Origin of the sequence: Flavihumibacter solisilvae, assembly GCF_000814475.1 — a bacterium.
Classification (GTDB): domain Bacteria; phylum Bacteroidota; class Bacteroidia; order Chitinophagales; family Chitinophagaceae; genus Flavihumibacter; species Flavihumibacter solisilvae.
This window is the reverse complement of sequence record NZ_JSVC01000013.1, coordinates 49555-71495: the sequence shown is the minus strand read 5'-3', so window position 1 is coordinate 71495 and position 21941 is coordinate 49555. Positions and strand designations below refer to the sequence as shown.

Annotated in this window: 19 protein-coding genes; 3 read left to right on the top strand and 16 right to left on the bottom strand. The window is 45.1% G+C overall.

What is annotated here, in order from left to right; all coding sequences use genetic code 11:
• The first annotated feature begins 1 nt into the window (after window position 1).
• On the top strand, window positions 2–1126 hold the full coding sequence (gene mqnE / locus OI18_RS11870; protein WP_052273135.1) for an aminofutalosine synthase MqnE: 1125 nt from the start codon (window positions 2–4) through the stop codon (window positions 1124–1126).
• Here the strand turns inward: mqnE and OI18_RS11865 are convergent.
• The 3 genes from OI18_RS11865 to OI18_RS11855 all read right to left on the bottom strand — a co-directional run bounded on the left by OI18_RS11865 (window position 1123) and on the right by OI18_RS11855 (window position 3482).
• Window positions 1123–2556 (bottom strand): L-serine ammonia-lyase, encoded by a 1434-nt coding sequence (locus OI18_RS11865; RefSeq protein WP_039140084.1) that lies wholly within the window; start codon window positions 2554–2556, stop codon window positions 1123–1125. The genes mqnE and OI18_RS11865 overlap by 4 nt on opposite strands.
• Before the next feature lie 11 nt (window positions 2557–2567).
• On the bottom strand, window positions 2568–3053 hold the full coding sequence (locus OI18_RS11860) for an FKBP-type peptidyl-prolyl cis-trans isomerase (RefSeq protein WP_052273134.1): 486 nt from the start codon (window positions 3051–3053) through the stop codon (window positions 2568–2570).
• 93 nt (window positions 3054–3146) lie between these two features.
• Window positions 3147–3482, bottom strand: a complete 336-nt coding sequence (locus OI18_RS11855) for a hypothetical protein (RefSeq protein ID WP_240312763.1) — start codon at window positions 3480–3482, stop codon at window positions 3147–3149.
• 47 nt (window positions 3483–3529) lie between these two features.
• On the opposite strand from OI18_RS11855, the gene OI18_RS11850 reads away from it, so the two are divergent.
• Complete coding sequence (locus OI18_RS11850; protein WP_039140083.1) at window positions 3530–4390, top strand: hypothetical protein; 861 nt, start codon at window positions 3530–3532, stop codon at window positions 4388–4390.
• A gap of 27 nt (window positions 4391–4417) precedes the next feature.
• Here OI18_RS11850 and OI18_RS11845 read toward each other — a convergent pair whose 3' ends face one another.
• Window positions 4418–6148 carry a hypothetical protein gene (locus tag OI18_RS11845; RefSeq protein ID WP_039140229.1) on the bottom strand — a complete coding sequence of 577 codons (1731 nt, stop codon included), beginning with the start codon at window positions 6146–6148 and terminating at the stop codon, window positions 4418–4420.
• A 536-nt stretch (window positions 6149–6684) separates the two neighbouring features.
• Between OI18_RS11845 and OI18_RS11840 the strand changes: the two genes are divergently transcribed.
• Window positions 6685–9033, top strand: a complete 2349-nt coding sequence (locus tag OI18_RS11840; RefSeq protein ID WP_082037940.1) for a PKD domain-containing protein — start codon at window positions 6685–6687, stop codon at window positions 9031–9033.
• Window position 9034: 1 nt separating this feature from the next.
• Here the strand turns inward: OI18_RS11840 and OI18_RS11835 are convergent, their stop codons facing one another.
• The 12 genes from OI18_RS11835 to OI18_RS11780 are packed head-to-tail and all read right to left on the bottom strand — an operon-like array spanning window position 9035 to window position 21925.
• Window positions 9035–10420 (bottom strand): undecaprenyl-phosphate glucose phosphotransferase, encoded by a 1386-nt coding sequence (locus OI18_RS11835; RefSeq protein WP_039140081.1) that lies wholly within the window; start codon window positions 10418–10420, stop codon window positions 9035–9037.
• A 14-nt stretch (window positions 10421–10434) separates the two neighbouring features.
• Complete coding sequence (wecB, locus tag OI18_RS11830) at window positions 10435–11532, bottom strand: non-hydrolyzing UDP-N-acetylglucosamine 2-epimerase (protein ID WP_039140080.1); 1098 nt, start codon at window positions 11530–11532, stop codon at window positions 10435–10437.
• Window positions 11533–11536: 4 nt separating this feature from the next.
• The gene (locus OI18_RS11825; protein WP_039140078.1) at window positions 11537–12418 is read right to left on the bottom strand and encodes an aldo-keto reductase family protein; all 882 of its coding nucleotides are present in this window, start codon (window positions 12416–12418) and stop codon (window positions 11537–11539) included.
• A gap of 1 nt (window position 12419) precedes the next feature.
• Window positions 12420–13433: a Gfo/Idh/MocA family protein gene (locus tag OI18_RS11820; RefSeq protein ID WP_039140077.1), complete on the bottom strand. Its 1014-nt coding sequence runs from the start codon at window positions 13431–13433 to the stop codon at window positions 12420–12422.
• Complete coding sequence (locus tag OI18_RS11815) at window positions 13430–14458, bottom strand: DUF354 domain-containing protein (RefSeq protein ID WP_039140076.1); 1029 nt, start codon at window positions 14456–14458, stop codon at window positions 13430–13432. Before OI18_RS11815 ends, OI18_RS11820 begins: the two co-directional genes overlap by 4 nt.
• 4 nt (window positions 14459–14462) lie before the next feature.
• On the bottom strand, window positions 14463–15611 hold the full coding sequence (locus OI18_RS11810; protein WP_039140074.1) for a glycosyltransferase family 4 protein: 1149 nt from the start codon (window positions 15609–15611) through the stop codon (window positions 14463–14465).
• A gap of 14 nt (window positions 15612–15625) precedes the next feature.
• A complete protein-coding gene (locus OI18_RS11805; protein WP_039140073.1) occupies window positions 15626–16546 on the bottom strand; it encodes a hypothetical protein in 921 nt (306 codons plus the stop codon).
• Window positions 16547–16555: 9 nt separating this feature from the next.
• On the bottom strand, window positions 16556–17980 hold the full coding sequence (locus OI18_RS11800; protein WP_039140072.1) for an MBOAT family O-acyltransferase: 1425 nt from the start codon (window positions 17978–17980) through the stop codon (window positions 16556–16558).
• A 5-nt stretch (window positions 17981–17985) separates the two neighbouring features.
• On the bottom strand, window positions 17986–18885 hold the full coding sequence (locus tag OI18_RS11795) for a glucosamine inositolphosphorylceramide transferase family protein (protein ID WP_039140071.1): 900 nt from the start codon (window positions 18883–18885) through the stop codon (window positions 17986–17988).
• 36 nt (window positions 18886–18921) lie between these two features.
• Window positions 18922–19665 (bottom strand): hypothetical protein, encoded by a 744-nt coding sequence (locus OI18_RS11790; protein WP_039140070.1) that lies wholly within the window; start codon window positions 19663–19665, stop codon window positions 18922–18924.
• Window positions 19666–19688: 23 nt separating this feature from the next.
• Window positions 19689–20738: a glycosyltransferase family 4 protein gene (locus OI18_RS11785; RefSeq protein WP_039140069.1), complete on the bottom strand. Its 1050-nt coding sequence runs from the start codon at window positions 20736–20738 to the stop codon at window positions 19689–19691.
• 14 nt (window positions 20739–20752) lie between these two features.
• A complete protein-coding gene (locus OI18_RS11780) occupies window positions 20753–21925 on the bottom strand; it encodes a glycosyltransferase family 4 protein (protein WP_039140068.1) in 1173 nt (390 codons plus the stop codon).
• Window positions 21926–21941 lie beyond the last annotated feature (16 nt).

The following is a 21941-nucleotide window of genomic DNA, read 5'->3' as shown; positions in this document are numbered from 1 at the left end:
CATGACAGCGACAGAATTTGAGCGTTTGTGCAATGGCGAGTCAGACAGCAGACTGAAGCAGATCGGTGAGCAGGTGATGGCGGATAAAAGGATCACGCCGGCAGAAGGTGTTTACCTTTTCGAGAAAGGCAGCCTTTCTTACCTCGGGGCGCTTGCCAATCATATAAGGGAAAGAATGCATGGAAATAAAACTTACTACAACCGGAACTTTCATATAGAGCCAACCAATGTGTGCGTATTCAGCTGCAAGTTCTGTTCTTACTCGCGCCTGTATGCGCATAAGGAAGAAGGTTGGGAACTGACGACTGACCAGATGCTCGATATCGTGAAAAAATACGATGACCAGCCGGTAACAGAAGTACATATCGTTGGCGGCGTACATCCCAAGCTAACGCTGTCATTTTTTGCAGACCTGCTGAGAAAGATCAAGGCACACAGGCCGGAGCTGCATATAAAAGGTTTTACGCCAGTTGAACTGGACTATATGTTCAGGAAGGCAAAAGTGAATGCTGAAGAAGGAATGAAGTTCCTGAATGAAGCCGGTCTTGATTCCCTGCCCGGTGGCGGTGCAGAGATCTTCAGCCCGGAGATCCGTGAACAGATCTGCGCTGATAAAGTGGATGCAGATGGCTGGCTGGCCATACATCGTGCGGCCCATTCGATAGGCATGCACAGCAATGCAACCATGTTGTATGGTCATATCGAAAAATATGAGCACCGCATCGATCATATGGAAAGGCTGAGAAGCATGCAGGATGAAACCGGTGGCTTCAATACATTCATTCCACTCAAGTTCAGGAACAAGGACAATGAAATGAGCCATATCCCGGAAAGCAGCATTGTGGAAGACATGAAGATGTATGCAGTGGCCAGGATCTATATGGATAATTTCCCGCACCTCAAGGCGTACTGGCCAATGCTGGGACGGAACAACGCACAGTTGTCACTTTCCTTCGGGGTAAATGATATTGATGGAACAATCGACGATTCGACAAAGATCTATTCTATGGCCGGTTCCGAAGAACAGACTCCGACCATGACCTCGGAGCAACTAAAGACTCTCATCCGCCAGGTTCGGCGGGAACCCGTAGAACGCGACACATTATACAACCTTGTGGAAGGTTAACACTCGGGAAGGTTAATGGGAATATTTACAGCAAGGCCGCCATCGGCCGTTTCCTTGTATTTGCTGTTCATATCCTGGGCCGTGTCCCACATTGTTTTGATAACTGCGTCAAGTGACACTTTTGCAAAATCAGGTGCGCTCTGCAGTGCCAGTTGTGAAGCAGTGATGGCCTTAATTGCTCCCATCGTATTCCTTTCAATGCAGGGAACCTGGACCAGTCCGCCAATAGGATCGCATGTCAGGCCCAAATGATGTTCCATAGCAATTTCTGCAGCCATGAGCGCCTGCCGCTGCGTGCCGCCCATACATTCGGTAAGTCCTGCCGCTGCCATCGAAGAGGATACGCCAATTTCTGCCTGGCATCCACCCATCGCAGCGGAAATCGTTGATCCTTTTTTGAAGATACTCCCGATTTCAGCAGCTGTCATCAGGAATTGTATTATACTTTCCTCAGTGGCTTTATAAAATGTAGAATAATAAAGCAGTACAGCTGGAATCACACCCGCAGCACCATTGGTTGGAGCAGTCACTACCCGGCCGAAAGAAGCGTTTTCTTCATTTACCGCCAATGCAAAACAACTCACCCAGTCAAGGATATAATTAAAGTCGTTACCCTGGCTGCGAATAGCGTTAATCCATTGGTCTGCTCCATCGTATTGCTGCCCCTTAAGCAATTTTCGGTTTAATGCGGCAGCTCTCCTCTTTACCTGTAATCCGCCAGGCAAAATCCCATCAGTATGACAGCCCCGGAAAATGCAATCTTTCATTATGTTCCAGATCTGCAAAAGGCCCTGCTTTGTGATGTCTTCATTTCGCCAGGCAAGTTCATTCTCCGCCACGATTTCATGAATAGAAAGACCTGTTTTCCTGCACCAGTGTAACAGGTCATCAGCTTTTTCGATCGGGAAACTCAACTGAATTGCCGACTTCGAATTATTGTCAAATCCTTCCTGTACAACAAAACCACCGCCGATCGAATAGTAAGTGGATGCAATCTGCTCTCCATTACTTAAACTGGCAAGGAAGGTCAGTGCATTCGGATGGAAAGGCAGTGACTCCTGGTATAAGAATACGATATCGTTAGCCGGATCAAAATCGATAAGCCGGCTACCTCCTAATAATAATCGTTTTTCTTCCTGGATGTTAAGGATAATTGAAGGAATGGCCGACACGTCGCAGGTAACCGGATCCTGCCCCATTAATCCGAGTTGAACAGCCACATCCGTTCCGTGTCCCCTTCCTGTTTTTGCAAGTGAACCATAAAGCAAAACCTGGATGCTGATTAAATCATCCAGGTAATTTTTTTCCTGCAGGAAATCAAGGAAGCTGCGTGCAGCTTTCCATGGTCCAAGTGTATGGGAGCTTGACGGCCCTACTCCTATCTTGAAAATATCAAAGACAGAAATAGCTTCGTATTGAGATCTGTCCATTTCGTGACGGGTCAGTTAAAGTCAACAAGTTCAACGTCGAATACCAGGATGGAGTTAGCGGGAATATTTCCAACTTTGGTACATCCATAAGCGAGACCTGAAGGTATCACCATTTTGATCTTACCACCTTTCTTGATTTTCGGCAAACCGATTTGCCAGCCGTGGATCAGTCCACCAAGTGCCCACCAGTTACTGGGTTCAGGTGCAACCTGGGTCAACTCATCGAACTTTGTTCCATCTGTAAGATAACCTGCATATTTAACTGCAATCCGGGAAGTTTGTTGTGGCGACGCGCCATATCCCGTGTCAATTATCTGGTAATAAAGGCCGGAAGGATCTTTAGTAGCGTCGATATTGTGACTGGAAATATACTGCAACATTGCCGCGTCTTCGTTCTGCGGCGGAACTGGGGTACAGGTGTTGTCCTCGGATTTTACACATTGCCAGGTACCAACACTAATCAGGGTGATGCAAAAAAACACAAGAAATTTCTTCATTACGGTGTCTATAAATTTTACGCGAAGATAGTTACTGGATAGTATTGACCACATATTGTGCAATTCTGTTGCATGTGAAAACTCATACCAGTTTTATTGCTTCTCTTTTGCCTTGAGTTCCAGGTATTTCTGTTCATGTTTCTCCCATTTTAACTTGTTGTGAAATATGGCGACGAAACTAATGATCAGCAATACCGCGAAGATCAGTACAAGTGGATTGAACGAACTACCGGCGACCATGTTTGCACGCTTATGCCACGGGGTCGCATAATTGATCAGAATGGGTATCGAAAAAAGTAGCCCGATCGGAAGACCAATCAGCCATTGCCTGCCCAACTTTTTTTGCTTAAGCCGGTTAGCTTCCCAATACACAATGAAATCCTTTTCCTCCTGGGTCAACATGTCGGTTGTTTCTGCAAAAATAACCATAAGCAGGATTTTTGTATTAAATTGTGTATCAACCAATTCCTAATACCTTGAAAATAGAACAACTGCTCGCACAATTTCTCCACCAGAACAAAACCCTAAGTCTTCCTGGCATCGGAACATTCACAACAGATGGTGTAAATATTCAATTTGACAATAAATCCACCCCCCAGGTAAGCGAACCATTAATCCAATATATCCAGGCGCAAACCGGCAAAATGACTTCCCTGGCACTTTCGGATATTGAGTCCTTCATTTTATTGAACAGGCAATTCCTGAATATTGGAAAACCGCTGTTCCTGTATGGAATAGGCACACTCGTTAAATCAAGGGAAGGATCGCTGGAATTCACCCCCGGAGATCCTCAAACCGAAAAACTGGAAGATAATCCCCTGGAGTACCGGAAACAGGTACTTACTGAACGGGAGCCGATCAGTGCAGGCTCATCAAATAATTCCCGGAAATTAGTGCTTGCTTCGCTTGTTGTCGGCACCCTTGTTATTGTTGTCTGGGGAGGATGGAAGCTTTCTCAAACCAAAAATGATAATGTTGACAGCGTGGCTGTTGCCACTGTAGAAACCGGGCAAAGCCTGCCTTTGCAGGACGTTGCTGCAGGCACGGATACAAGCAGGCAATCGGATTCTCTCACTAAATTATCTGTATCACCGGACCCTGCCACCGCAGGACCAGTTCAATGGCGATATATAATTCTTGAAACTTCCAATAAGAACAGGGCCATCAGGCGATTAAACCAGTTGCAGGAAATGAACCAGAAAGTTTCTTTAATAACAAAGGATTCAGTTCGCTTCAAAGTGTTTATCACCTTACCAACTTTACCCGGTGACACCAGCAAAGTAATTGATTCGCTGAGTCGCTTTTACGCTTACCGGGTGGTGATAGACAAAGAATGAACTGAATCCTTCTGAAGTATTCCCGGCTTACGGTTTTGCCTCGCAGGAAATACCCATAAATATCATACCCCTTGGAGGCAGTTTCACCAGGATTTCGCTTTGCCCGTTTATAGTATAAGGGGCAATCGTTTTAAAGTTGGTGGGACCGCCGCCATCTCCTTCAGGACCTTCACCGTTCACGATCACCTTGCGGGAGAATTCGCCATTGTCGCCTCCACCCTGTAGAGTATACCAGAATACTTTGTTGGCGGAACCCCAGTTCTTCAGGTCGATTTTGATCGTGCGATTATTATCCTGCTTATTGACGATCACCATACCAACATCTCGTTTGGAATAGGTTGTGGCATAATAAGCAATATCATTGGTCGGACTGGTAGTAGAAGCTTTAACCATGCGGTCACCCAGGATCTTACGGAAAAAATGCTGGTAATAAAATACAGGGCGTGGTGTCCATTTGTCAGGATTGGCTGGTTCATCACCCATGCTGAACATACCCTGGCTGTCACCGTTATCCCAGGTGTCGGTCAGTGTCCAGCGGGCAGCAACAGCGAGTTTGTTCTTCAGCATTTCGCATTGTGTCATTACACTATGCATTCCGTTAACAAATGAGGGAGCCTGTCCTGCACCAACTGCATTAATATTGAATTGAGAAAGCGCAATCGGTTTAGCGGAAACACCGGCACTCTTAAATGACTGGTTGATGTATTCCTGCATCACTTTAGTACTATAATCGACAGTATAAAGGATATAAGAACTGTTGGAGTTCGTATTAAACGGTGTATAATAGTTGTGCGTGGAATAGAAGTCAACCAGGTTATGTACTTTCTGAATGGTTTTCACATTCCATTGTCTTTCCACATCAGTTGAAGTTGCGTATTCCCCTTCCATCAGCACGGCTCCGATATAAATTGACTTGCCAATTTCCGTTGCAGCTTTACGCATGGAGTCTACAAATACTTTCACATGACTACCATATACGTCAGCGGAGATTGTTGCGGGCTGGCCATCTTTGTTATCAGCAGTATTGATCTGGTATCCTGCCTGCCAGTTGCCATAATTCTCATTACCGATCTCCCAGTACTTGGTGCGACCATTATCATATCGCACCCAGTCAGCAGCAAGGTGTGCAGCAGCAGCAACCGGGTTCGGTGCCGTACTGTAACGGGCATACGAATAATTGACTGTGATCATTCCTTTACTGCTTGTCTGGCTCAGCAGGGAATAATAGTTATCAACCGAAAATGTTTCCGGTTTGTCAGACTTACCAAAATAATATTGGGGGGTAAAACTTGCGCCACTACCGCTAAAAAGTGTTGCGGGCACGTCTGCAGGTCTTTCACCATCAGCCGCATTCCAAAAGAAAAGGTTGGAATTGGAACCACCCGGATAACGGATGATGGAGGGATCTAGATCGTTGATATTGCTTACCAACTCTGGCTCCGTTACATACTGCGTTGTAGTTAAATTGGCATTCTCACCAAAAAGGTAATTGGGAATTTTGGTGATTACTTCACCTGGATACACAGCCACTACATGGTCTGGCTGGTCGGTGATAGCTGGCACCTCAGTGAAGCTAACAGGTACGGACAACCGTTTTTCTGTCCAATCATCCTGGAAGAATCCGATGGTTGCAGGCACTTCATTTTCATCAGTTCCACCGCCTCCTTTCTTGTCATCGTCTTTTCCACTGCAGGACACGATTACCAAAGAGCTGGCAAATAGCACAGCCATGGTAGTTTTCATGGTAATTTGTTTCATAAAACACAGTTTTGTGGGATTGTCAGGGTAGCACATATTCGGAATCCCGGAATAAATCTAATGTTAGTTTTAATAATAGCCAAATCGCAAAAAAAGCCTTATAATCACTTGAAATATAATATTTTACATCTATTCATTATTTTTAATGATTTAATATTTAGAATTTCTTTATGTTAAAATTCCATTACTAATTTGGTATTCAAATCCTGTGCCTCCCCATTTAGGACATTAAAATTTTGTTCAATACTTTTTTTTTCGACGCTTTCAAGTAATTTTAACAATCGATTCTATCCCTTCCCATTGTTAACGTTCCCCGCGCCAAGCTTACCTGGCGGCAGAAAAGTCCAATTTACCAGTTCACCAGTTTCCAAGGAGCAGCACGCAACTTTGCGCGTTTTTTCCTTGCTCCATCGTACGCCCTTTACCGAGACAAGTCGATGTAATTCAAGTAATTAAATATTTGTTTTTAAAATTATTTGGCATCAATTTTGCGCCTCAAAAACGTTTATTCTCCACCGTTATAGAACTTTTGGATTATGCGCTCTCTTTACGTTAGAATTGTTGTTTTATCTCTATTGGCATGTGGAAATGGATTCCACAAACTGCATGGGCAGAGTAATATTTTACACTATGCCGATTTTGAAAGTACCACGAACCTCATGCACAGCTGGGACAACGTCGAAAACTGCTGCAGTTATTCGCTTACCCGCAGTACTGCGTTCAAACGTACAGGTTCCTCATCCCTGCGTATTGAACTCAACCGGACAGATCCGGATGTTGCAGGTAACAAACGAGTGGAACTTACCGACAACAGTTACCCTGTTCCGTTAGACAGCACCCGTCGCTGGTGGGCATTCAGTAATTTTCTTCCGGCAGACTTCCAGTATGACCCTGTCCGTGAATCATTTGCCCAATGGCATTTCAAGCCCCAGGGCACCGTTAGTAACGGTACTCCTCCCCTTTCCCTTGTAATGAACAAGGGAAACTGGACGATAGTGTTGAGTTATGATTCCATTGACATTAATATAGATGGCGGTAAAAACATCAAAACCCTTACGTTCGATCTTGGTCCCTGGCAAAGGGGAGTATGGAACGACTGGGTGTTCAATTATAATTATACCGCCGACAATACAGGCTACCTGAAGATCTGGAAGAACGGCCAGGTGGTACTCGATTATAAGGGGAAGTGCTGGTACAAGGGAGGTGGCGAACCAATTTTTAAAGTCGGCTTATATAAGTGGGTGTGGGCACCCTCATGGACATACGCACATGAGCAATCCACAACCACAAAACGGGTGTACTATCTTGACAATGTGAAGGTGGGAAATTTTGATGCGGACTTGAATGATTTCCTGATTACGCCGGCAAACTCATCCAATGTATTGCCGCTTGTTGTTGTAGGACCAAAGCAAACACTTACGCTGCCAACCAACAATTCAACGCTGAGTGGTGTGGGTTCGCATGACCCTGATGGTACTGCAATCAGTTATTTATGGGAACAGGTATCCGGCCCGTCTGTGGCTACTCTTTCGGCAAATAACACTTCCAGGATAATTGCTTCAAATATGGTCGCCGGACTATACCAGTACCAGTTGACTATTACCGATGCCGATGGCGCAAAGGCAGCTGCCGTTATGGAAGTTGAAATAAGAGGAACTGCCCAGAACACTCCGCCGGTGGCGAACCCTGGAGTTAAAAAATATGTCCAGTTACCAAATTCCACTACGATCCTGTATGGTGACCGTTCAACAGATAAAGATGGACTGGTAGCATCCTATTCCTGGACACAATACAGCGGTCCGACCACAGCCACAATGACTTCACCAACTGCAGCCAATATCCAGCTCAGTAACCTGAACCAGGGAAATTATTTCTTTAAGCTCACAGTGAAAGACAACAAAGGTGGGATGAACAGCAAATTCATCAATGTATTGGTACTGCCAGGTGCTTCAGCGCCCAACATTGCCCCGGTTGCAGATGCGGGCTGGAACCAGACATTGACGCTGCCAATGAATGCAGCCACACTTAGAGGCACCCAGTCAACTGATGCAGATGGTTCAATTGTCAAATACCAGTGGCAACAACTATCCGGACCGTCTGTCGCGCCCATGGCTAGTCCGACCGCATCCGCAAATGTGATCAGCAATCTTATACAGGGCACCTATACATTCAGGCTCACAGTAACCGATAATGCAGGCGCTACTGCAACAGCCAGCGTCAACATAATTATTTTAGCTGCCCCTACTCCGCCTCCTGCAACCGGAAACCAGGCGCCTGTTGCCGATGCCAGCTGGAATCAGACTCTCTACTGGCCGGTTGATAATGCAACTCTCAATGGAACCGGCTCATATGACAGTGACGGCTCGATCAGCACTTACAGGTGGACGCAAAAGTCCGGGCCAGCCACAGCCACCATGACCGGCGCAACCAGCAGCAAGGCCATTGTGCGTGACCTGCTAATTGGCAGCTATATTTTTGAACTGGCGGTTACTGATAACCTGGGCGCAAGGGCAACAACAACCATGACGGTGAATGTGGTAAATACCACAACCGCCACCACAAGTATGGCACAGGTTGGTGGCTCAGGTGAATTAATGGCTGCGCAAACAGTCACGATTGCACCGGTAGATGAAACTGCAGTTTCTGTATTTCCCAACCCGGCACATGATCACATACGCATCAGGGTTATAGATAAAGGCCAGCAACCTGAAGGTATCAGCATTTATAGTTCCGGTGACCAATTGATCTTTTCGGATAAAATCTCACCGGGGACACAGGTATATGACAAACGGGTAGATATGAGCAAATACCCTGCAGGCACATATTACCTCAAAATCAACAACAGGCAATCACAGCCAGTGATCAGGAAAATAGTAAAGACTTGATTTAATAGGCGTTTTTATCGCCGATGATGGAGAGAAAGACAGTGCGGAAGATGATCTGGAAATCGAGCCACAGGGTCCAGTTTTCCATGTACCAGATGTCGTGTTCGATCCTGCGCTGGAGGAGTATATTTTCAGTGATCTCCCCCCTGAATCCGTTGATCTGGGCCCATCCTGTGAGACCGGGCTTTGCAAAGTGACGGATCATGTATTGCTTGTACAGGTGGGAAAAATCTTCGGTATGCTTAAGCATATGAGGCCTTGGACCAACTATCGACATATCGCCTAGAAGCACATTGAAAAACTGCGGTAACTCGTCGATATTGGTCTTGCGCATAATTCTGCCAAGGCGCGTAATGCGCTGGTCGTTCTTGACAACCTGCTTCACATTCGCATCATCATTAACCCGCAGACTCCGGAACTTCAGACAGCGAAATGGAAGCCCGTTTTTACCGGACCTTAGCTGGGTGAAAAATATCGGTCCTTTTGAATCCAGTTTGATCAGGATAGAAAGTATGGGTACAAGCCAAGACAGGATGAAGATGATTACAAAAAGGCTGAAAAAGATATCCAGCATCCTTTTCTTGATCCGGTTACCCGTGTCTTCAAGTGGTTCATTACGAAGCGACAGGACAGGTAAATTATCAACGAAATCGATGTAGATGTTGCGGTTGATAAATATATTATAGTCCGGTACAAATTTGAAATGAACAAATTGCTTTTCAGCCGCCTTGGCAATATCGTAGATATAAGGATACTGCTCAGGTGAAAGGGTTGAATAGATCTCTGTGATATTATTTTCTGTGACGAATGACATGCAATCTTTCAGTTCGCCAAGAATCGGAAAATTTGAAAGCTGTGAAATGCGTTCGCCATCTTCAAAGCATCCGGCAACATTCACGAATTTGGCTTCGTCTGTGAAATATCTGATCAGTCGTTTGGACGTATTGTTATAGCCGACGATAACCACATTCTTCTGGAAACTGAATTTATCCCTGAACGAAATGATCAGCAAATTGAATGCGACACGATTCATTGTCAGGAAAATTCCAAAGCCCAGCATGGTCATCATGGTGAACTTCCGCGAATAATCATACTTGTACAGGAATACAAACAGCAACAAAAGCAGCAGGGTAAACAGGAAACACTTGATCGTACGTTTGTAAAACATAGTAAAATCAAGCCAGTTCTTGCTCATATACAACGTTGTCAGGTGCACAGAGATCATCCATGACAGGTTGATAACTGCGAACAGGACGTGGTATTGTCCCGTTCCTACCTCGCCTGGCGGAAGTATAAAATTACTGACCAGGAAAATGACAATGTTGAGCGAAACAAGATCCCAGAACCAAAGTAATGTCCTGTAGAAAATATACGAAAGCTTATTCATCCCCTTATGTGAAGTTAATTCCGGTTATAGATGCTGACCAATTTTCCGACAATGCGTTCAGCGGCTTTTCCATCCCAAAGCGGGGGAACGCCACCTTTTTTCCATTTGCCTGCAATTAGATTATCCAGGTGAGGCACAATGTTCTGCGGATCGGTACCAATCAGTTCATTCGTTCCCAATATTACTGTTTCAGGCCGCTCTGTGCTGTTGCGCATAGTCATACATGGTATACCCAATACAGTTGCTTCTTCGGTTATGCCGCCAGAGTCGGTAATGATACCGCCGGCATTTTTTACCAGGTAAATGAATTCGAGATAGGGCAACGGTTCGGAACAGATGAGCCGGTCACTGTTTATCGAGAGGCTTTCCAGTACTTTCCTTGTCCGGGGGTGTACCGGGAAAACGATCTTATAATCATGGGAATGCCGGATGATGGTGCTCACCAGCTTTTCGAGGTTTGCAGAATCATCCACATTGGCAGGCCTGTGCAATGTGAGCAGCAGGTATTTACCAGACGATAATTGGTGCTGTGACCAGATCTCCGGCTCTACCAGTTTATCAATATGCTGGCACAGGGAATCGATCATCGTATTTCCCACGAAGTGGATTCGCTTTTCTTCAACTCCGCTGTTGCGAAGATGCGTATTGGCATGTTCCGATGTGGTGAAATAATGATCGGTAATGGCATCTGTAACAATACGATTTACCTCTTCGGGCATTGTAATATCACCTGACCTTATGCCTGCTTCCACATGCACCGCGTCTACACAAAGCTTTTTAGCTGTTATGGTACATGCCATAGTTGAAGTGACATCACCAACGACAAGGATCAGGTCCGGGCGGTTCTTCAGCAGCTCCTGCTCAAACTTTACCATAATCGCCGCTGTCTGTTCTGCCTGGCTGCCGCCACCAGCTTCGAGGTTTACATGTGGTTCAGGTATTCCCAGTTGTTCAAAAAAGGCAGCACTCATGTTCTTGTCGTAGTGCTGACCGGTGTGTACCAGCCTGTACTCGATTGAAGTTCCATTGCTGACTTCATTGTTGATAGCCCTGATGATGGGCGATATTTTCATAAAGTTTGGCCGCGCGCCGGCTACTAGTGTAATTTTCATTGGCTCAGATTTTGTCTACTTTTTGATACATTTCATCATAAGAACGGATAAAGGAGGCAGTGTCTTTAATATTGCCTCTTGAGGAAGCGCCAAATAAAATGGACTGAATATTCGGGAGGCTGCACACATATTGAATTGCTTCCTTGGGAGATACTGCGCCTCCGGCCAGCACCTGCATGGCTATTGCTCTGAATGTACGCGTATTCAACGTTTGCTCATACAGTTCCTTTCCACCCGACATTCTGAAACCTGCCTTATTGATGGATGCACAAATTATCGGGTTCCTGATGCCGGCAGATTCGAGCATATCAAGCAAAGCCGGCATATTCATGGTAATGAACCCCGCTTCAGCGTTGTATTTTTTGCTGACATACTGGTGAAAGGCAACGAAAATATCTTTCATTCCGAGTCCTAGTAACAGGTCGGTGATCACGTTCTGCAGGAATATCACCGGCGTATTCAGGCCCTTGAACATTTTCATTTCAGCATCGATCAGTAATTCCATGATCGATTCATAATCTTTAGAAAGATATGCGACACCACCTTTGAACAAAGAACCAAAGAAATTACCCGGCACATATTGCTTAAGAGCCCCGGCAACGCCAAGATCGGTTACGGCATTCGCATATTTGTGCGCATAGGGCATACAGGGATAGATCTTAAAATCACTGTATTTTGACGGGTTCTCCCGGATTATTTCGCAGATGTTGGCGATACGGTCATGCGTGGTACACATGAATGTATTGATGCCAAACTCCATGGCCTGGTCAAGCGTATGAATTATGGCCTGGTCCGATTTGAACCTGATAGACTGCGCCATTGACTTCTCATCTGAAATATGGTTGACAGCAAAAAACTGGTTATCTCCAAATAAAATTCTATCCATCTTAACTGAATTGTGCTTTTCTAATAAGATCAATTGCCCTGTCGGTGTGGGAGGCAGACTCAAAAGTATTGATTCCTGTGCCGGCATCACCTTTCACTGCGCTGATGAAATGATCCATTTGCGCAGTATATTCTTCACCACGGAGGTAAAAATCTACCTGCGGAGTTAGGTCTGTAACATATTTTACGTTCCACCCTTTGGAGTATCCCTGCGGGCATTCCCCATCATTGAAAAAGACTTTCAATTCGTTGGCATCCGAAACAATTTTTCCCTTCCGGCCATTGATTTGAACCGAAGTGGTCATTTTGCGATAGGTTTCATCAGACCAGTTGACAGATAGAACTCCCGATACACCATTGCTTAGCTTCAGCATGGCAAAAACAGCATCTTCCACACTCCTCGAGAATACACTTTTCAACATACTGGAAGGCACACTTTGTACGGGTGAAATCAGGTAGTTGATGAGGTCTATTACATGCGACGCATAATCCATCAGGCAACCACCGCCTTCATCCGGGCTCGAACGCCAGGTGTCCTGCTTTTGCTTGACCACTACCGGCCCATACGCCTGCCCGTGAAAATGATAGATCTCCCCGATCGCATTCCTGCTCAGCAGCCGTTTTACTTCGGCGAAAGTACCTACCCACTTGTTATGGTATCCAACCTGGTTAACCAGGTTTTTCTGTTTCGCAAGAGTAATCAGTGGCTCGGCCTCCGATGGATGCAGGCAGAACGGCTTTTCTACGAATACATGAATGCCCTGTTCGAGTAATTCCCTAACCATGGCCGCGTGCATTTTCGTGGGAACAGCCACCACAACCGCATCTGGTCGCCTTTCACTGATCATTTTGCGGTAATCAGTATAACATTTGAAAGAACTGTATTTCTCCAATACATCGAGCACCATTTTCGACGTATCACATACACCGCTAATCTCCACATCAGGGTGAGCCCCGAGGATAGCCAGGTGTGAGATACCCATTTTGCCTGCTCCGATCAGTCCGACTTTGATCATTGTTTCTTGAATTTATAAATTTCTTCTTTGAAGAGTTGATAGGATTGCCTGCCTTTTTCCAATAGTTGTAAATCGGGTTCCTTACCCTCGAGTTCATGCATGATATCCGATAGTTGTGAAGACGCAAGCCTGGGTTCATGCAACATGAGTTTGCGCTCGAGCAGGAATTTATCGACCTCAAGCAGTTCTGCCTGGTAAACAGAAATCGTTGGTATTCCCAGGATCGCTAGTTCACGCGTCATGGAACCTCCTGCGCCGATGAATAATGCACACTGCCGGGCAATTTCATCAAACTTAAGGGGCTTTTCAGGCACATTTATCCCAGCAAATTTTTCCTGCCTGTAATGAGCCAGCTGGGTTTTATCCCTGGGTAGAATGGTGATATTATAACTTGATTTCAGGCTCTCCAGCACATTGTCAAGAAAGTTGACACCAGCATTATAGTATTGTGCAGTCAGCGGTTCCGGCCTTACATAAATGCTTTTTTTATCAGGCGGATGCTGTTTCCGGTCGTCCTGGATCTGCAATCCTTTCTTCCACAGGTATATTCCCTCCTTCACACCCGGGTAATGTAAGATCCGTGAAATTCTCCCGCCTTTCTTCACCACCTTTTCCATGGGCAGATTTTCAGGAATCAGGATTTTGCTGGCTAAAATAAAACAGGGAATGTTTCCAAGTGCATGTTCATTATCATTCGTATAAATAGACGGCTTGCGCAGAATACGCGCTACCATCGGCGAGTGAAATGAGCTTTGGGAAACAGCCACATCAATGTTCTTGTTTCTCAGGAAACTGACCAGCTGCCAGATTCTTATGGGATAGCCGAAAATTTTCCGGAAGATATTCTTGCCGTAATGCTCTCCCACAATCGTGTGCTCCAGTTTATGTTGCACCAGCAGGTCAACGGTATTTGCCAGCGGGCGGCAGGTGATGATCACCTCGTGTCCTTCCGACTCAAGTTCCCTGATAAGATCATGGAACATATTTATATGTGGCGAATTGGACAGGTCAAACCATATTCTCATGCAGTCAGTTATTCAAAATCTTGGAATAATAAGCTAATGTCTTTTTACTTACCGAATCAATATGGTAGCTTTCATATGCTTCAAGTTTAGCTTTTTGCGCCACATCGTGAAGCAGGTTACTATTGTCGTGTAATTCTTGCAGCACATTACAAAGTCTCTCCACATCATCGGCGGGGTAAAGGAACCCTGTTTCACGATCGGTAAACATTTCCGGAACGCCGCCAACTGCTGAAGCAACCACCACCTTCCCGGCAGCCATGGCTTCCGCGATCACCATTGGCAGGGATTCATGGCGGGATGCAAGCAGTAAGATATCCGCTTCCTCCCATTCCTGCAATAGCTCGCTTTGTGACAGCCAGCCTTTAAAATTAACCAGGTGAGCCACGCCTGACTCTTCCAGTTTGGCCATGACCTCACGCTTGTAGTTTTCGTCTTTAAATCCCCCTATTATATCCACGGTGAATTCCTTTCCTGTTTTGGCTATTTCTGCAATGGAGTCGATAACGAATGTCTGGTTCTTATTGGCATCGATATTCCCGATGACTAATATGCGATTATTGGTTTCGCGTTTTTGAGGAACATTGAAAAATCCCTCGGGGATAGCATTTGGAATTAGAGTGTAATTCTGTTTTCCGCCAGGATATTTGTTGAAAAGCTCAACCGAGAAATTTGATAAATGGATAATATAGTCCGGGCAGAAAATCCTTTCCAGCACACCGTTATAAAAGAAGGTGATCTTCTTGCGGAGGTTCCTGGTCGTTACCATCTCGGCAAGAGCGAGTCCATGTGCAGTAAGCACAGATTTGGCTCCCCCCAACCCAAGGATCGATGTCATCAGGAATGTACCACCTAACTGGTAATGAACGATGTCAGGTTTGAATTCCCTGACTTCTCGCCTAACAGCCCAGGGACAAATAAACAGGAAGTTAAGTGCATGCCAGGGGAAAAAACCTTCGGGTATGTAATGAATATCGATCCGTTCAGAATACTTCTTATAAACTGCCTTTTTTAGGCCTTTCTTAAAAGTAACCAACCGAACTGTGTGGGAAGTTTTTGACAAACCTTCCAACAGGTTGATCGAAGCTGAATAAATTCCCCCTTTAACTTCGTCCAGTTGCTCCGGGATGTTAGGGATCAGGATTAAAATTCTCATTGTGTTTCTATTAACTAAAGGTATCGTCGAATACTGTCGGCACAGCGTAACGAATAACGCCTCGCCGAACTATCATTCAGGTGTTGAAAATCATCGAACATATTGGGATCAGCTTTGAATTCTTTGTCCCTTGAATAGTCCCAGAACGGTACCCCCCTTTTCCTGCAGATCTCCCCCACCATTTCCAGTGAAGGATCATCATATTTCAGGATGTCGTAATACGGTGAACAAAACACAAATACGGCAATTCCCTTTTGCTTGCATAAGTCCACCATTTCCTCGAAAACCTTCACCTTGAGACTATCAATTTTATATTCCTTTGCATTGTTCCTGGTTTCCACTTCACGCTTCATGATATTGTGCAGCGGTGCATAACCGTTGGAATCAAGCGCCGGGTCATTTGCACGGATATTATTGATCGCGATAGTGGGGAACAATGAATTATAGGGATAGATCCGTGAAAAAAGCTTATATTTTTCAAACTTGCTTCTCATCTGCAGGATGCCCTGTATTTCCGGAAATTCACTATAAAAAGGCAACAAAGAACTCAGGTAATCATAGGATCCGGGTTTTTCTTCAAACTCCCGCTCCACTATATCGATAACGACAGCTTTCGGAGTATATCGCGTCAGGACTGCTTCCATCACCGCAGCGGAGTAAAGATTGAAGTTACCGTTCCTTCCTGTATTGTATACGGAATGTTTAAGCACCCGCGCAATATCATTTGCAACATAATGATGGTTAGCGCGTGATGAACCGAATATCAACACATCCTGCTCCATTTTACAGACGGCATAGATCGTCTTGCTGTCCGGTCCTGCTTTCTGCTTAAAATAATAGTGCCGCAAAGTCTCCCCAATTGCCAGGTCGATCAGGGCAACAATTACCAGTAACAGGAACAACCGTTTAAAGAATTGAATTATCTGAGTCTTCATATCCCGGGATTAAAACTGGAAATAAATAAACTGTGATCCATCAAAAACACCCATCATCAATATCAGTATGATTATCAGTGTATATGTGGCATAACGAACAATCGCGCGAGGGTGGTTCAACAACGAAATTTTGTCTTTGAAGAACTCCTGCTGGAACTCAACTCCCATTAACATGATGATCCCGAGGATGGAAAAGAAGAAATTAGGATTGGTAATGAACAGCGGGCCTTCAAAAGCCGCGATCTTCCTGATAATATAAAAGGCTTCATCGACATTACGTGCGCGGAAAAAAATCCACGAAAAGCAGATAAGCACGAACGTTACCAGGATGTTTGTTGTCTTGGTTAACCATTCCGGTAACCTGATGAAATCAGTTTGTAACCCGGCAAACATCTTCTTCCGCACGATCGCGAAGATGAGGTAGAAGCCATTCAGGGCACCCCAGATTACATAGGTCCAGTTTGCGCCGTGCCACAGACCACTTACCAGGAAAACAAAAAACAGGTTGAAATACCAGCGCGGAACCGACACCCTGTTTCCTCCCATTGAGCGGTACAGGTAATCGCTGAACCAGGTGGAAAGTGAAATGTGCCATCTTTTCCAGAATTCGGAAATACTTTGGGAGAAATAAGGTCTTCTGAAGTTCTCCATGAGTTTAAAACCCATCACCCGTGCAGAACCGATCGCTATATCAGAGTATCCCGAAAAGTCACAATAGATCTGGAAAGCAAAAAAGATGGTCGCGACGATAAATGTAATACCCTCGCAATTTTCCGGGTGGTTGTACACGGTATCGACATAAATCGAGAGTCTGTCGGCAATGATCAGCTTTTTAAAGAATCCCCACATCATCAGCTTCAGTCCGGAAGCCACCCTCTTTATGTCGAATTCATGCTTCTCATAAAACTGGTGCAACAGGTTTTGCGGACGTTCAATCGGTCCGGCCACCAGCTGGGGATAGAACATTACATACAATGCATAGATGCCGAAATTCCTTTCCGCTGTCTGGTGGCCGCGGTATACTTCGATCGTATAACTCATGGCCTGGAAAGTGTGAAAGGACAGGCCAATCGGCAACAGGATGGACAGGTATGGAATGGGATTCTCGAATCCAGCACCATATAGTACCGTAGTTATATTTTCATTGATGAAATTATAGTACTTGAAAACTGCCAGCACTCCTATATTGGCCACCAGGCTCAGGACCAGCAGCATCTTTCGTCGTCGGCCCGTTGCATTCTCAAGCCAGATACCAGCGAAATAATCAATGACAATGGTAAAGCCGAGTATAAGAATATATACCGGTACGAATGCCATATAAAAATAACAACTGGCAACCAGCAGCAGGAACCACCTGTATTTATGGGGTAAGGCAAAATACAGGCTAGTAACTACCACGAAAAAAATGAGGAAATCGAATGAATTGAACAGCATCTCGGTTATGTTGACAACTTTCTGATAAATGATCCCAATTTATAGGCAGGCATAAAATGCCGTTTCAATCCATCAATAATGATAAACCCGTTTTTAGCATTCAGGGTATGAACGCAGAAATTGTAGTCCTGGAGTTTTTCGGGCCGGATTTCCATGAAGAAACTTTCCGAATATTCGTGTTCATCCAGTTTTTCAACTTTATTGATGACTATCGTTTTGCCATAATATTCACTGCAGTTTTGTGCCGGCCGGTACAGGTTACCATCCACTTCGAAAAATGCCCCTGCCGGTCTTGTTCCACTAATGGAATACTTAACGGTATTACGGCTATGCGGCTTATATGGACCGAAAAGATTATCGGCATGATAGATCACGAGAGAAGTGAGGTCTTCCGGCTTAGGCAGCGTTCCAAAGAGCCAGTACTTTCCATGATACTTAAGCATGGTAGCATCAACCAGGGGAAAGTCGGCCAGGTTTTGCACAAATGAAATCTTCTTGGTCGCAGGATCAAATTCATAACAATCCACTTTGTGCGCACTGGCCGATTCGGGAATGACGAAAATCCTTCCTTCATGTTCGAATACCTGTGGATAGGAAAGATGGTCTTTGGTGTCCAGTGCGATGGAAATGTCATACGCATTGTCAGGCCTTCGCTCAATCACTGAGATTTTGCCATAACCGTCTCCATCCGTAAAATCTTCAACAAGGATCAGCAGGCTGCCATCCTTGTTCGCATGCACAATGAAGGGGTCAGCAAAAAACTGCTTCTTGTCTGAGAGATGCAGCCACTTTACCTCGTAATTAAATTTTTTACTTCGGATCATTTCGGCGATGTCGCCTTTTATGACGCCGACGTTCCATTGTTTCAGGAACAGCTTGTCGTGAAGCTTGTGGAAAAGGTTCATATTATCTGGGATTAGGGGGGTCGGCTGGAAATCCGGTCAACTCGGACTGACCGGGGGGAGGATCATTCTCATGATCTGGCGCAGAACATAGTATGTACAGCTGTAATAGTTGATTGACTCTTTTACATTTCCACCAAATGCCATCTTGAAATTATTTATGCCTTTTAATTCGGGGTTTTCCGTATTAAGGGCGATGCCGCCGAAATCGTACGTCTTGAACCCTTCGTCCTTAAAATATACCATATCCCTGAAATGTAATAATTTATTTGCTTTTCCTACCGTGTTTTTATCATATGTGTCATCGAGCCTTTTGGTGGCGGAATGGAATGTACGGACTACAGCATTCTGGTGATCCAGGATATAACTGTGGGCTGCCAGGATCTGGTCGCCGAGCATTGCAAAGCTGATCTTTAGGTAATCTTTCATTTCCCTGAGCATGGGCAGGGAAACCGGATGGATCTTCTTTGTTTCTGCAAAATCATTGAAAAACTCTACAAATGCCTCAAGGTCATCGGTAAAACAGCAATAGACACCTTGTTCTTCTGACTGACGGATCTGCTGACGGTATGACTTGATGAACTGACCGTGAAGGCTTTGTACGTCCTGGTCAAGGGAAATTTCAAGGGTATGCGAAACTTCCTTCACCCCGAGAAAACTTGTCCCGTTTTTTCGGGTATGGTAAAAAACAGTTGGTACAAAGATTTCACTGAAATGCTGTTTGGTGGCAAACCATTTCACTCTTACATTTAACAACCCATACTTCCTGTTATATGCAATCATATTCTCCGGATTATTAGTTTCTGTTACTTTTCGTGGTAAATATGAAGCAGCTGCTCTCTCACTTTTTCGTACTTGAACTGAGCTGCAATTTTCTCCTGTGCTTCCGCCGCAATCTTACGCCCCAGCCCGGGGTCTTCAATTAATTTCCTGATGGCATTTTCGAGTGCTACTGTGTCGCCCATTGGGACAAGTATGCCCGACTTCATGTGATCAATGATAAACGTGTTGCCGCCTACGGAAGTGGCAATCACCGGCAAACCGGCCGCCATTGCCTCGAGGATGGCAATAGACTGCCCTTCCCCGTAAGATGGTAATACAAGCATGGCAGCCTCCCGGATCAGGTTGTCTTTTTCATTACCTGAAACCCAACCTTTGCGGATCACATTCGCTTCAATGCCCCGTTTACGGATTTCATTGTCAAGAAAGCTTTCTTCGCCGCTGCCGCCTATTACCAGTTTCCAGGTCGGGTAGTCAAGGCTTACCCGTTTAAATGCTTCAAGAAGTTCAACAAGACCTTTCTGCGGGTTGATCCTTCCCAGGAAAAGCAAATAAGGCGCATGTGGCGTGTGGCCATTGAGACTCTGGCCAGAATAATTCACAGGATTTGGAAAAATAACAGGATCCAGGACGGGATCCAGAGAATGAACAAAAGTTTTCATCTCGTCAGAGAGGACGAGAATCCGGCTGCTGTTGCGAAAAAAAGACCTGATCATTTTTTTTCCTATACTCCCGCTTCGTTGGTAAAATGAAGGGAAGGAGGAACTATGCAGGTGAACAATTATAGACATTCCCCGCATACGGGCAACAGTCATGAAAATAAACTTTCGAAAGAAACTGGCATCCGAACTCACATGGATATGCACAAATTTTGCGTGCCTGATGTTCCGGATGAATATTGTAATCGCCTGGAGAAAGCGCGTGAATTTTGTCCATTTATCTCCGTCCTCAACGGTCGGAATAAATAAGATATTGCTATCATCAAAAAAACCATTCTCATGGTATGTTTTGATGACACTGGCAACACCACCCCGGCTTTCGTAGTGGGGTCCAATCCACATTCCTTTTTTGTCCATGTAACTGGTAGGGTTTAGAGTAGAGATCTATAGGTTGCTACTAATCGATCTACATTACCATTCCAGTGATCCTTCTGCTGTTCTGCCTCTAGGAATTCTGTCATGCTAAGATAGAAATCATTCTCAATGCAATGAATAATTGCAGCAGAAAGTTTTTCAGGATTTCCCGGTTCAACCAGCAGGCCATTCCGGCTTTCGACTACATACTCACGAAAAGCCCCAACCGCTGTTGCAACAACGGGTTTGTCGCATGAAAAAGCCGTCATCAACACGCCGCTTTGTGTGGCTTCCTTATAGGGGCAAACCACGAAATCACAGCCTTCAATAAGGTCTGCCAGTTCATTCACCATGATATGCCTGTTGATGAACTGGACATTTTCGGAATAATTCTGCAGTCCGCTTGTGTCGAGCTGGTAGCCGACAAAATTGGAACCTGCTATAATGAATTTCTGTTTGGGAAACTTTTGTAACACGAGCGGTATGGCATGCACCAGGTCATCAACGCCTTTATATTGGGAAATCCGCCCGAAAAAAAGAACATACCCCCCGTTCTTTTCCGCCTGCCGCGCAAAATTTCTGTAGCTGGTATAAGGCTGCATTTTGAGGCTCAGCGTATTCTTGCTGAAGCGCGGATATTCCTTTTCGAAAAGCTGGCGGGAATAATCGGAATAGAAACAAAACGCTGCAGCAAGCGAGTAATAAGACCGGCGGTTGATTATAATGCGCCAGTTGAATTCTGCTGTATGGGGTACCGGGTCATGAATAGAAATTACCACCTTCCTGAAATACTTCACGTAGAGGTAAGGCACGATACCCAGTGACCTGTGCGTGATGGTATCGAAATGGATGACCCCCGGCCGGATCCTGTCGATGTGTTTGACCAATTGGCGGGCTACCTTCAGGCTGGGGATTGAAAAAGACTTCGGATAGGAATGCACCACAAACTTAACACTTGCGCATCCATCAAAATAAGGCTTCAGGCTTTGGTATCCTGATTCGCTAAGTACTTCAGCAGGATCCACCAAAGGATGATCAAAATCGAGTCGTTGTGCTTCAATGATGGTACCTGACTTTGATTCGGGAGCCACTTCAATGACCACATGCAATTCAACATGCTTTTTTAATGCATTGATCGTTTCAATGGCACAATCTGCATAAGCGACGCTGGTATAATAAAAGACAACCATAATATCCTTCCTGTTC

Coding starts and splice junctions, on each gene's coding strand:
- OI18_RS11795 (WP_039140071.1), bottom strand. CDS start 18,885: ATGAACCTTTTCCACAAGCTTCACGACAAGCTGTTCCTGAAACAATGG.
- OI18_RS11810 (WP_039140074.1), bottom strand. CDS start 15,611: ATGAGAATTTTAATCCTGATCCCTAACATCCCGGAGCAACTGGACGAA.
- OI18_RS11800 (WP_039140072.1), bottom strand. CDS start 17,980: ATGCTGTTCAATTCATTCGATTTCCTCATTTTTTTCGTGGTAGTTACT.
- OI18_RS11855 (WP_240312763.1), bottom strand. CDS start 3,482: ATGGTTATTTTTGCAGAAACAACCGACATGTTGACCCAGGAGGAAAAG.
- OI18_RS11790 (WP_039140070.1), bottom strand. CDS start 19,665: ATGATTGCATATAACAGGAAGTATGGGTTGTTAAATGTAAGAGTGAAA.
- OI18_RS11865 (WP_039140084.1), bottom strand. CDS start 2,556: ATGGACAGATCTCAATACGAAGCTATTTCTGTCTTTGATATTTTCAAG.
- OI18_RS11860 (WP_052273134.1), bottom strand. CDS start 3,053: ATGAAGAAATTTCTTGTGTTTTTTTGCATCACCCTGATTAGTGTTGGT.
- OI18_RS11815 (WP_039140076.1), bottom strand. CDS start 14,458: ATGAGAATATGGTTTGACCTGTCCAATTCGCCACATATAAATATGTTC.
- OI18_RS11835 (WP_039140081.1), bottom strand. CDS start 10,420: ATGAATAAGCTTTCGTATATTTTCTACAGGACATTACTTTGGTTCTGG.
- OI18_RS11820 (WP_039140077.1), bottom strand. CDS start 13,433: ATGATCAAAGTCGGACTGATCGGAGCAGGCAAAATGGGTATCTCACAC.
- wecB (WP_039140080.1), bottom strand. CDS start 11,532: ATGAAAATTACACTAGTAGCCGGCGCGCGGCCAAACTTTATGAAAATA.
- OI18_RS11845 (WP_039140229.1), bottom strand. CDS start 6,148: ATGAAACAAATTACCATGAAAACTACCATGGCTGTGCTATTTGCCAGC.
- OI18_RS11840 (WP_082037940.1), top strand. CDS start 6,685: ATGCGCTCTCTTTACGTTAGAATTGTTGTTTTATCTCTATTGGCATGT.
- mqnE (WP_052273135.1), top strand. CDS start 2: ATGACAGCGACAGAATTTGAGCGTTTGTGCAATGGCGAGTCAGACAGC.
- OI18_RS11825 (WP_039140078.1), bottom strand. CDS start 12,418: ATGGATAGAATTTTATTTGGAGATAACCAGTTTTTTGCTGTCAACCAT.
- OI18_RS11785 (WP_039140069.1), bottom strand. CDS start 20,738: ATGGACAAAAAAGGAATGTGGATTGGACCCCACTACGAAAGCCGGGGT.
- OI18_RS11805 (WP_039140073.1), bottom strand. CDS start 16,546: ATGAAGACTCAGATAATTCAATTCTTTAAACGGTTGTTCCTGTTACTG.
- OI18_RS11780 (WP_039140068.1), bottom strand. CDS start 21,925: ATGGTTGTCTTTTATTATACCAGCGTCGCTTATGCAGATTGTGCCATT.